The sequence below is a fragment of the Carboxylicivirga caseinilyticus genome (genome assembly GCF_050589785.1).
GTDB classification, from domain to species: domain Bacteria; phylum Bacteroidota; class Bacteroidia; order Bacteroidales; family Marinilabiliaceae; genus Carboxylicivirga; species Carboxylicivirga caseinilyticus.
This window is the reverse complement of the sequence record NZ_JBNGOX010000002.1, coordinates 1-11,099: the sequence shown is the minus strand read 5'-3', so window position 1 is coordinate 11,099 and position 11,099 is coordinate 1. Positions and strand designations below refer to the sequence as shown.

Sequence of the window (11,099 nt, the reverse complement as noted above, 5' to 3'; positions counted from 1 at the left end):
TTTATTTGTGTTTCTATACTTTTTTACCGATTAACTTAACGATGGCAAAAATCGTAGCGATGGATATGATGTAAGAAATCCATACAGGTAAACCAAAAGCAACAGGAAGTGTACCAAAAATAACGGCAATGCCTGCAACAGTTAAAGCATATGGCATCTGCGTGCGAACATGATGGATATGATTACATGAACAAGCCAGTGAACTTAAGATGGTGGTATCTGAGATAGGTGAACAGTGATCGCCCAGAACAGAACCGGCCAATACAGCTGAAACAACATTGTAAAACAGTGGCATAACTTCATCATGTGGCATTCCTGCATCAACTCCTAACTTCCATACAGCAGGCAACATCAGAGGGTAGATAATTGCCATTGTACCCCAACTCGAACCAGTGCTAAATGCAATAAAGGCTGAAAATACAAAGGTTAAAGCAGGAATAAACAGAGGGCTTATATTAATGCTGGTTAATATCTGGGTAATAAAATCAGCTGTGTGTAAATGACTTGTTAATAATGCCAACGACCATGCCAACGATAGAATGAGTAAGGCATGAAACATGGTTTTAAATCCATTAATTACTGCTTCAATACTTTCTTTCATTGATAACAAACGTTGAACTGATGAAAGAATAATTGCAGTAAATACTCCTGTTAAGGATGACCAAACCAAAGCACTGAATACATCTGCATCTCCAATCGTATGCGATAATTTGGCAGTAAATGATAAATTTTTACTCATCCATGTTGTTGCATCCCATCCGGTGTAAATCAGTCCTATTAATGTTCCAATAACTACTACTAAGATGGGTATTACAGCATTAAACCATCGGGGTGTAATATTTTCGGCAACCTCCAGTTCTTTCATTATTTGAGGACTGCGTTTCCCTTCTTTTTTATCCACTTGCAGGTCATTTTGTGTTACCTGTTTTTCGGCTGTTAGCATGGGGCCAAAGTCCCGCTGCTGCCAGATGATTAATCCTGCAAATACCAGTGTTAATACAGGGTAAAAGGAGTATTGAAGCGAATTAATAAAAACAGAATAAGGAGTGGTATTTAATCCGAGATTTATTATTCCTTCCTGAATATAGCTTAATTCGGCACCTATCCAGGTGGTGATAAATGCAATGGCCGCTATCGGAGCTGAGGTTGAATCAACCAGATAAGCCAGTTTTTCGCGTGATATTTTAAGTTTATCGGTAACCGGACGCATGGTATTCCCAACCACCAATGTGTTGGCATAATCATCAAAGAATATAACCAAACCCATCAGATAGGTTATAAATTGGCCTGAACGACGATTGCGAGCATATTTAGAAAGAACATTTACAATTCCTTTCATACCACCATTCATAGATATGATGGTAACCATTCCACCAATCAGCATGCTAAAAATAATAATGGAAATATGATCAGCGTCTACCAGAGATTCCATCAAATAGGTATCAACAATAGCCAGTGTTCCTTTACCAATTGCAATAAAAAAGTTAACACCAGCGTATTTATAAATGGTTGCTGTTCCAAATAATAATCCAACAAACAGAGATGAAAAAACTTCTTTGGTGATCAGTGCCATAATAATGGCAATAAGCGGAGGAAGTATTGAAAGCCAAAGTGGGATTGGGTTAACATTTTTAGTGATTACCTTACCTGTACTGATGACTTGTATTTCAGAAGGTTTGGTAAAAGAATGTTGGGTGTGATATCCATCTTTGTCTTTCTCGAGACTAACCCTCACTCCATTAATCAATAACTTAGGTGGTGTATTTGTTATTTGATCTATACCTTCAATACTAATATTGGCATTCACACCTTTCATTACTGCAGGTGGTAATTTAAGAACAATGTCTTTGGCATTTAAAGTTGCAGAAAGAGAGAAGATCGTTAATGTAAGTAGCAAAACTCGCTTAAAGGAAGACGATATTGTTAGAGCCATATTCTATCTAAACGTTTTAACTTTTGTGTAATAAAAGCCAAATATCAGAAGTATTAAACAAATTATCGATCATTTTTTTTATTAAAGTGTTGAATGAAATGCGAATATGTATTAAATTAAACAATTAATAACCTGTCGAACTGAGGGTAAGTGTTTGATATTCAAGTTGGGGATGATAATAATCGGATGTGGAATAAATAAGGAAGGTTACTAAATGAGAGATTTAGAATTTAATATTTTTGATACTCGTCTGCCGAAGATAAAGCCAATGAAGGGGAGAATTTTAATTGCAGAACCTTTTCTTCAGGGGCCCTATTTTAATCGATCTATAGTTTTTTTAACCGAACATGGCGATGAAGGGGCGGTTGGTTTTGTTTTAAATAAGTCATCTGATCTATATCCGGATGAGGTGATTGAGGATTTGTTTAACTTCAAAGGGGAAATGTTTATTGGAGGTCCGGTTTCGTCTAATACATTGCATTATATTCATACGTTGGGTGAAAAAGTTCCCGGTTCTGTAAGGGTAACAGATAATTTATATTGGGGTGGAGATTTTGAGGTGATTAAGGAGATGATCAATTCAGGTGTAGCAGATCATCGTTCAGTGAAATTTTTTGCCGGATATTCAGGTTGGTCACCCGGGCAGTTGGAAGCAGAAATTGAAGAAAATTCCTGGATTGTTTCAACACTCGATGACCGGACAATAATGGATGGAGATATTGATAATTTCTGGAAAAAGACCATGGAGAATCTTGGAGAGGTATTCAAAATGTGGACTAATTTTCCTGAAAATCCTTCAAATAACTAGATGCACGTTCAACTAACAGACGATGTATCTCTTTGACTTTATTACAGAAATAACGTTTATTTTCGAGGCCAACAACCCATTGCATTCCTTGAATTGCATTGGTGATGAATATCTCATCGGCCTGAAGTAATTCATTGATACTTGTTCCTTCTGTTTCTTGTATGGGTATCTTTTGCTCGTGTAAAACTGAAAGTACTTGTTTTCTCATCACTCCGTCAACACAACCGGAAGTTCTGCGTGGCGTGTAAACATTACCATCTTTTATCCAGAACAGGTTAGAAGCAAGTGTCTCAATTATGTAGTTCTGGTCATTAGAAATTAATACTTCATCCAGTTTATTTTCTTTTTTGTATAAACCTGCCATCACGAATAAGAGAGAATTGGCCGATTTAAAACGAGAAAAACGATTGAGGCTTTTCCTGTCATCAGAGTAGTTACCTAATAACAAGCCTTTGCTGTTTAAATTATAAAAATGGCTTTCTAACGGAGATGTTTCAATGAGGTATTGAACCTTGTTTTCAGTTGGAGTATATAATCCACCATCCTCACGAAAAACGGTTAACCGTACTCTTACATCACCAAATAACCTGTTTTTATTAATTAACGATATGACCTGCTCATTTAAAAAGGATAAGGGAGCGAGCGAATGAGATTGCATCTTTAGCAGAACCATTCCGTTTAACAGGCGTTGGTAATGATCCTCAAAAAACATCGGAGTTTTATGAATACATCTGATGGTTTCAAATAATGCATCACCATAGCGAAAAGCTCTGTTATCAGCCATCAGTAAGGGCTGATCTGCTTTAAGTTTTTGACCGTTCAGGCAAATGAATTGGGTTGTGTTCATTGCTCAATAATGTTTTTGCATGCCGGTATTATAGAATGATTCGCTTTTATTTTGAAACATTGCTTTAAGCCTGCTCTTTCTCCGGCTTCTATATCTCTTGGCGAATCACCGATCAGAAATGAATATTCGACGTCAATTTGATGTTCTTTTAACGCTTTTAAAATCATTCCGGGCTTAGGTTTTCTGCAATCGCAATCTGAAATTTTATTGTGATGTGGGCAGTAGTATATGGCAGTTATGTTTATACCTGCTATGGTCATTAAATCAAGAAAATGATCGTGAACTCTTTTAACATCCTCTTCGGTATATTCGCCTTTGGCAACTCCACCTTGATTAGTTACCACAATTATATGAAAGCCATGTTCCTGTAAAAGAGTAAGGCCTTCAATTATTCCTTCGTTTATCTTGAAATCTTCAGGTTTATAAATGTAGTAGTGACCTTCGTCGTTGTTGATTACTCCATCTCTGTCAATAAAAACTGCTTTTTTCATTTTAATACAAAAAGAAGATTTGCTGGAAGAAATCGATCAGTAGACGTGGCTCAAAAATAATTGGAAAAACCATACCGTATACAGCACCCCAGAAGTGGGCATCGTGTCCTATATTGTCTATATTTTTTTTCGACATGATTCGTGAATACACCAAATAACCAATGCCTAAAACAACTCCAGGAACAGGAATGAAGTACAGATAAATGGTAGCATATGGATCATAAAGTATTGATGCAAAAACAACTGCTGAAACAGCTCCTGAAGCACCTATGGCATTATAGTTATAATTGTCTTTTTCTTTAACGAAAGAATATAAACTTGAAACTGCAATAGCAGAAAAAAAGAATACGATGAATAAAAGGTTCGGATTTCCGGGTAATGATTGGGCAAAATAATAAATTACTGCATCACTAAAAGAGTAGAGAACAAACATGTTTATAAGCAGATGCATCCAGTCAGCATGAAAAAAACCATGACTGATTAATCGGATGTATTCCTTGCGATGTTTGATTTGCCATGCATTAAACTGGTATTTGTAAATCAGTTCATTTTGGCTGAATCCTGCAATACTAATAGCACTTATGGCAATTATGATGATAATGGCAACTGTCATTCAAAATATCTTTTAATGCATTATTTTAAAAATCAACTCTTTTAAAAGTTCACCAGGATCGGTTGTAGCACTGTCGAATCCCTTCGATTTCATATCATACTCTCTTAATAAGCTGATGATCTGAATCACTTTACGAGCCGGATAGTTTTTGGCTCCTGCCATATAATCCTGTACAAAAAATGGATTGATTTTAAGAGCCGCAGCAACACTGTTCTTTGATTTATCGGGCAAATAGTAAAACGATAATAATTTTAAAAAGGCTCCGAATAGAGTTACTATAGTAACCTGAATTGGATATGCTTTCGGGTTTTTCCCAAAGGCAAGTACTATTTTGTTGGCTTTGGCAATATCGCGATAAAGTACTGCTTTCTGCAATTCAAAATTGTTATAATCCTTACTAACTCCAATATTCTTCTCAATATGAGAGGAGTCAATCTGTTTAACAGAACTGCCTATTGCCAGTTCAAGTTTATCCAGTTCATGCGTTATTTTGGATAGGTCTGTTCCCAGAAATTCGGCCAGCAAGGCTGAGGCTTTCGCATCAATGGTTTTGCCTTTGTTTTGCAAATACGAGCTTACCCATTTGGGTATCTCATATTCACGTAAAGCACTTGACTCAAATAATACCCCGTTTTTTTGAATACTCTTGTAAAGTTTTTTACGCTTATCAAGAGTCTTATAACGATAGTTAATTACTAAAATAGTTGAGTTTAGAGGATTATCGGCATAAATGACCAGATCCTCTATTTTTGCAATGTTTTGAGCTTCCTTAACTATTATCACCTGATGCTGCGACATCATTGGGAAACGTCGGGCAGCCATAATTATATCTTCTGCCTCAACATCTTTCCCATACAGAATAGTTTGGTTAAATCCTTTCTCTTCTTCCGTTAATACATTGTTGGCAATATAATTGGTTATTTGGTCAATAAAATAACCTTCATTACCCATCAGGAAATAAATTGGCTTGTATTGTTTTTGCTTTAAATCTTTTAAGATCTGCTCAAAAGTCATTGCTCAACCTTTATTAATTGTCAAACTTCAAATGTTTTACCGACTTTCCATTGTTTTGAATGGTGTCCATTGCTTTGATTCCAATTTTCAAATGGTTTTCAACATAATTAGCAGTAACTTTTTTGTCACTAGTTTCGGTTTTTACACCTGCTGAAATCATAGGCTGATCTGAAACCAACAACAACGCACCTGTTGGGATACCATTGGCAAAACCAACCGTGAATATGGTTGCAGTTTCCATATCAATAGCCATTGCGCGAGTCTTGGTTAAATATTTTTTAAACCGATCGTCGTATTCCCATACCCGTTTGTTGGTTGTAAAAACAGTGCCTGTCCAATAGTCCATTTCCCTGTCGCGAATGGTACTGGAAACAGCACGTTGCAGACTAAAAGCCGGTAATGCTGGAACTTCTGGTGGTAAATAATCGTCAGACGTACCATCGCTGCGAATTGCTGCAATAGGAAGTACCAGGTCACCCAGTTTATTTTTTCTTTTTAATCCCCCACATTTACCAAGGAATAGCACTGCTTTAGGCATAATGGCACTCAATAAATCCATTACGGTTGCAGCGTTTGGACTTCCCATACCAAAATTGATAATGGTAACTCCATTGGCTGAACAGTTAGGCATGTTTCCATTTTTACCAAGTATGGGAGCATCATACCATTGCGAGAACAACTCAACATAATGATTGAAGTTGGTCAGCAAAATATAGGGGGTAAACTCCTCCAGTTTTCTACCTGTATATCGGGGTAGCCAGTTGTCAACAATTTCTTTTTTTGTCTTCATGGGCAATTTAGTTAAGGATGTGTATTAGGCTTCGTTTGGCAGTTTTTCGAACTTTAGCCGGACTTCGAAGCCGGTTTTTAATTAATCCGCTAAGGTAACTTTTTCTGCCTAATTTGATTTACTTTGTTGAAAAATTCGAGGAATGCAAAAGCTTAATCTCCCGACTTATGAGTTCAGATTTCGAAATCATCAAGGTAAGGAACAAATATTTGATGTGATTCGAAAGAAATTTGTAGCACTAACTCCCGAAGAATGGGTAAGGCAAAATCTGATTTCTTTTTTAATTCATCATCAAAAATACTCACCGGGATTGATTGCTGTTGAAATGCCTGTTAAAGTAAATGGATTGAATCAGCGGGCTGATATAGTGGTGTATAACAGAAAAGGTATGCCAAGTATGATTGTGGAATGCAAGGCTCCGGCGGTTGCTATAACAAAATCGGTTTTTGATCAGGCTGCCAGGTATAATATGAAACTTCAGGTTGACTATATGATGGTTACAAATGGGTTGCAGCATTTCTGTGCTCAGTTAACTGATGATAAAGGTGCCTACCAGATGCTTCAGGAAATACCTACAGCCGAGCTAGTAATAGGTTCCTGATGTAAAGAGGAAAGCGGATTACTTTTATATTTTTTTTGGGGCCTTGATTTGAACGGTATCAATTTCTTTCCTTTTTATGGCTAACAACGGAATTTGAAAATTCCGCTTTGGAATGTTGATATTGTTTTTAAAAACCTGTCCCGCTTCTTTAATGTACTCATTCATTCTTTCTCGAGCAGTTGTATCAGGCCAATAGGCATTTTTGTACCGATCTGCCGGAAGAACATAAAACTTCTTTTTACCATTTTCAATTGGGGTGTGCACCCATGTTAATTGATAATCAGCATTGGAGATATAAGTAGAGTCGCCTTCTTTGGTCAGCTCAACCATTGCCATTACTCCACCATCTCTGGGTGCTGTTCGCTGGTTAGAAATGAAATTACCCAAGCTGTAAACAACCAGTTGGTTTTGATTTTCGTTTTTTACCCATTTCATTGGCTGAACAACATGTGGATGAGATCCAATGATTATATCAATTCCTTTTTGCCATAGAAACTGAGTAAGCTGTTTTTGTTCTGAATTAGGAGACAGGTTATATTCCCAACCCCAGTGAAGAAACACAATTGCCTTATCAACCTCCATCGTTTTTGCCAGGGCAATATCTTTCGACATTAATGCTGTATCGATGTAATTTACAATATTGGGTGGAGTTACCTTAATACCATTTGTTCCGTAAGTGTAATTTAAGATGGCAAGTCTGAATCCTTTTTTTTCTATTATAAGAGGATTATGCACTATCCTGTCGATGCTATCTTTAAATACTCCAGTACGAGGAATTTCTTTTGTATCTAGAATTTGAATGCTTCGCTCTAATCCTTGTCTTCTGCGATCAATGCAGTGATTATTTGCCATCACCAAAGCGTCAACTCCTGCATCAACTAAAGCATCGGCAAGTGTGTCGGGGGATGAAAACTGAGGGTATCCTTTGTGTGGTGGGCCTGCCAATGTTACTTCCAGATTGGCAATGGCAATATCTGCTGCTTTTATGTCATCCTTAATGTATTGAAAGCAACTGTAATAATCATATTCGCCTGTTTCGTTAATTCGGGCAGAGTTTATTTGAGAATCATGCCCCATTACATCACCCAAAAATAAAAGTTGAATTTTTTGTTGTGCATTCAACGTTATCGATACCAGAAAAAACAGAATCAGAATACTTCGCATATAAATGTTTTGCAGTAAAATTAATTAAAGTGTTCTGATTTTAATAAAAAACTCATCAAATAGGAAAAGTTGGCAGATAAGACTCATCAGACTTTTAAAAAATCTGAATCCTAATTGAAATCTCAAATCAGAGGGGAGAAAATATTTCAGAATAAGTGGAGTTCCGAGAAAATGTTCTGATTCGAAAAATCGAAAATATAGGATTCAGATTTAATATTTTTATTTGTTTAGTTTAAAAAATGAAACACGTTGTTCAAGTATGTCAGCGTATTTCTGCAGTTCATCTGCCTTTGCTGACATGTTTTCGGCAATAAAGGCATTGGTTTGTGTACTATTGTTCAATCCCTGAATAGCATTATTAACCTCAGAAGCGGCCGTTTTTTGTTCCAGACTGGAAGCGACTATTTCAGCAACTAAGCTGGATGTCTTTTTAATCTCAGGTACCAAAACTGAAATTTTATTCCCTGTCTCTTCAACAGTGTCTAAACCACTGCTGAATAAAGCTTCGATACTTTCGGCACTCAGCTTACTCTTCTCTGCCAGCTTTCGAACTTCACTGGCTACAATAGCAAAACCACTACCGGCTGCACCTGCTCTTGCAGCCTCAACATTGGCATTTAAGGCTAGTATGTTGGTTTGCATTGCAATATCATTAATAGCTTTCAGCTCCTCCTTGATTGCCATCATCGATTTGATTGCCTGATGAGAACTATGGTTGCTTTCCTCCATTTCAAGAGAAGAGTTCATCGCTACCTTTTCGGTTGTTCGGGCATGATCGGAATTACTTTCAATAGAGGCTGTGATTTCTTCAACTGATACCGAAATTTCCTCTACAGCTGCAGCTTGATTGTTGGATGAATCTGCTAATTGACGCGATAACTTGGTAGTACCTGAGCTTTCGGCTTTTAACTTTTTAGAAGTGTCAATAACCGATTGTACTACTTGAGTCAAAGACTCAGTCATTTGATTCAGGTTGCGGTTAATCTCCGAAAATTCGTCTTCCCCCTTAATTTCAAGCTTTTGAGTTAAATCGCCACTGGCAATTTTTTTATTGATACTAATGATATTTTGAATTTTAGCATTGGTTGATTTGATAAACAAACTGCTAAAAATAACCACCACAAGTAGGATGATTAACATGATGATTGTAATCTTCCATATGGCGGATTTTATATGAGCCTGTACTTCGTTATTATTGGCATTCAAACTTGATTTAAGAATAAATAAACCAACCATATCTCCGTCAGCATAATTTTCCATTGGATATCCCAGTATATCATTACCATTTCCCCATGGACTGCGTGATGGATGACCATGACAATGTAAACACCCCTGTTTTTCTGATAGTTTAACGGGTCTCATCACCCATAATTCATTGGTTTCCTTATTGGTGTATGTCAGGCTTTCCAGTTCAGGATTTGATTCAAATTTATTTATAAATTTGGTTTCAAAAGTAGTAGCTTTATTATCCTTATTTCGCGCTTTTAAGGAGGCAACTCTGAATTCATAACTATCTTTCTCGGCATTGTCTTTACCTACAGCCATTGAAGCAAAGATGGGAACCTTCTTTAAAACAGAATCTTTTGCAGCCCTTGATAGAATCCCATCCGGGTGTGTTAGTTTTACTTTGTTTTGTTCCTCTTCGAAATTAAATTGGCTTGCAACATAACTTCTAACGGCTTCCATTCTGCTAAGAATAGCGTTGGTTTTTCTTTCGAGTGTCTCAAGTCCTTGCTTTTTAAGCATTGAAGACGAGACATAAATTGCAGTTCCGGTAGCTACAATTAATGGTGCAAAAACCACCAGAATAAGTTTAGTTCTGAATGTCATTTTAATCATTTCCCAAGTGTTTCCCTTTATTTAATCCCCTTGACCGCTTGAGTGTCTTTTGGTCAATGTAATAAATGGAAAAAGGTGGAAATTGTTTTGTTGGAAACCGTTGGTTATCAGTTAAAAATATTTAAATGCAGGTTTCAGTCTGTTTTTTGAGTTTGTTATGGTTTTAATAGTATGCAAATGAGTGTATTGTGAGTTAATTTGAATTTCTGTACAGAAAGGTTAAATGATATTAAAATCGATTTTTATGGTATTCTCAAAGGTTGAAAAAGTAGTCTAAAATCGGTTCTTAATTAAAATTGGATATAGTACTGTATAAAATTGTGATTGGATATTTGTCATTCAGAATAAAAATTCACTGTTGTTTAAACACTTTCACATTTAAATTGTCTTTAAACATGAAATCTGAATTAATTGTGATTATTACATGTACATTATGGAACGCAAAATTATCTTAATATCAATCCTTTCTGTTATCGCAATCCTATCATTGGTAGCTTTGGTGACAGGTAGTTTTGGTTATATAACATTTTCGTTATTTGGATTCCCCATATTGTTTTATACCCAACGAGAGGTATTTAGCAAGATTCAATGGATTATAATGATCACCTTACTTTTATTGATTACAGTTGCTTCGGTTAATCTATTAGCCAATCTGAAGGGGCATTTCTTATATTATTATGAATTTTTGGCCACCATGATTATTTTAGGGATTGCATTGGCCTGGACACCTGATAAAGAAGAAGTGAAAGAGTAAAATATTGGAGGTAAAATGCAACGCCGCACTAATATTCTTAGAATAGTACAGTGCGGCGCATTTTTTTTATTTATTTAGGAATGTAACTGTATTCTGGTAAATATCTCATGATTTTCATGTCTACTTTTTCAACAGCCTTTAAAGTCTTTTTATCATTGGTGGGCGCTTAAAACCCACTGATTATTAATTGTTTATTTTTAAGTTCTTTGACATTTTTGTAATCGTATTTCGTAAGCACCTCTCTT

11 protein-coding genes are annotated in these 11,099 nt (G+C 36.2%); 3 read left to right on the top strand and 8 right to left on the bottom strand.

Annotated features, from left to right (window positions below):
* Window positions 1-13: 13 nt before the first annotated feature.
* Entirely contained in the window at window positions 14-1,933 is a 1,920-nt protein-coding gene (locus ACRD62_RS01270) for a Na+/H+ antiporter NhaC family protein (RefSeq protein WP_430818306.1), read from the bottom strand.
* Window positions 1,934-2,201: 268 nt separating this feature from the next.
* Here ACRD62_RS01270 and ACRD62_RS01265 point away from each other — a divergent pair, with 268 nt between their 5' ends.
* Window positions 2,202-2,741, top strand: a complete 540-nt coding sequence (locus tag ACRD62_RS01265) for a YqgE/AlgH family protein (protein ID WP_430818305.1) — start codon at window positions 2,202-2,204, stop codon at window positions 2,739-2,741.
* On the opposite strand, the gene ACRD62_RS01260 is transcribed toward ACRD62_RS01265, so the two are convergent.
* Genes ACRD62_RS01260 through ACRD62_RS01240 form a run of 5 tightly spaced genes read right to left on the bottom strand, consistent with a single transcriptional unit; the run spans window position 2,710 to window position 6,496 of the window.
* Window positions 2,710-3,588 carry an aminotransferase class IV gene (locus tag ACRD62_RS01260; RefSeq protein WP_430818304.1) on the bottom strand — a complete coding sequence of 293 codons (879 nt, stop codon included), beginning with the start codon at window positions 3,586-3,588 and terminating at the stop codon, window positions 2,710-2,712. The genes ACRD62_RS01265 and ACRD62_RS01260 overlap by 32 nt on opposite strands.
* The gene (locus tag ACRD62_RS01255) at window positions 3,585-4,079 is read right to left on the bottom strand and encodes a D-glycero-alpha-D-manno-heptose-1,7-bisphosphate 7-phosphatase (RefSeq protein WP_430818303.1); all 495 of its coding nucleotides are present in this window, start codon (window positions 4,077-4,079) and stop codon (window positions 3,585-3,587) included. The genes ACRD62_RS01260 and ACRD62_RS01255 overlap by 4 nt, the downstream gene beginning before the upstream one ends.
* Before the next feature lies 1 nt (window position 4,080).
* Complete coding sequence (locus ACRD62_RS01250; protein WP_430818302.1) at window positions 4,081-4,692, bottom strand: rhomboid family intramembrane serine protease; 612 nt, start codon at window positions 4,690-4,692, stop codon at window positions 4,081-4,083.
* A 12-nt stretch (window positions 4,693-4,704) separates the two neighbouring features.
* Window positions 4,705-5,706 carry a DNA polymerase III subunit delta gene (gene holA, locus ACRD62_RS01245; protein WP_430818301.1) on the bottom strand — a complete coding sequence of 334 codons (1,002 nt, stop codon included), beginning with the start codon at window positions 5,704-5,706 and terminating at the stop codon, window positions 4,705-4,707.
* A gap of 13 nt (window positions 5,707-5,719) precedes the next feature.
* Window positions 5,720-6,496, bottom strand: coding sequence for an AMP nucleosidase (locus tag ACRD62_RS01240; protein ID WP_321405515.1), 777 nt, complete (start codon window positions 6,494-6,496; stop codon window positions 5,720-5,722).
* 142 nt (window positions 6,497-6,638) lie between these two features.
* Between ACRD62_RS01240 and ACRD62_RS01235 the strand changes: the two genes are divergently transcribed.
* Entirely contained in the window at window positions 6,639-7,097 is a 459-nt protein-coding gene (locus ACRD62_RS01235; RefSeq protein ID WP_430818300.1) for a type I restriction enzyme HsdR N-terminal domain-containing protein, read from the top strand.
* 24 nt (window positions 7,098-7,121) lie between these two features.
* Here ACRD62_RS01235 and ACRD62_RS01230 read toward each other — a convergent pair whose 3' ends face one another.
* Together ACRD62_RS01230 and ACRD62_RS01225 are read right to left on the bottom strand one after the other, a co-directional pair.
* Window positions 7,122-8,261, bottom strand: coding sequence for a CapA family protein (locus tag ACRD62_RS01230; protein WP_430818299.1), 1,140 nt, complete (start codon window positions 8,259-8,261; stop codon window positions 7,122-7,124).
* A 219-nt stretch (window positions 8,262-8,480) separates the two neighbouring features.
* Window positions 8,481-10,100 (bottom strand): methyl-accepting chemotaxis protein, encoded by a 1,620-nt coding sequence (locus ACRD62_RS01225; RefSeq protein ID WP_430818298.1) that lies wholly within the window; start codon window positions 10,098-10,100, stop codon window positions 8,481-8,483.
* A 433-nt stretch (window positions 10,101-10,533) separates the two neighbouring features.
* Between ACRD62_RS01225 and ACRD62_RS01220 the strand changes: the two genes are divergently transcribed.
* Entirely contained in the window at window positions 10,534-10,854 is a 321-nt protein-coding gene (locus ACRD62_RS01220; RefSeq protein ID WP_430818297.1) for a hypothetical protein, read from the top strand.
* Window positions 10,855-11,099 lie beyond the last annotated feature (245 nt).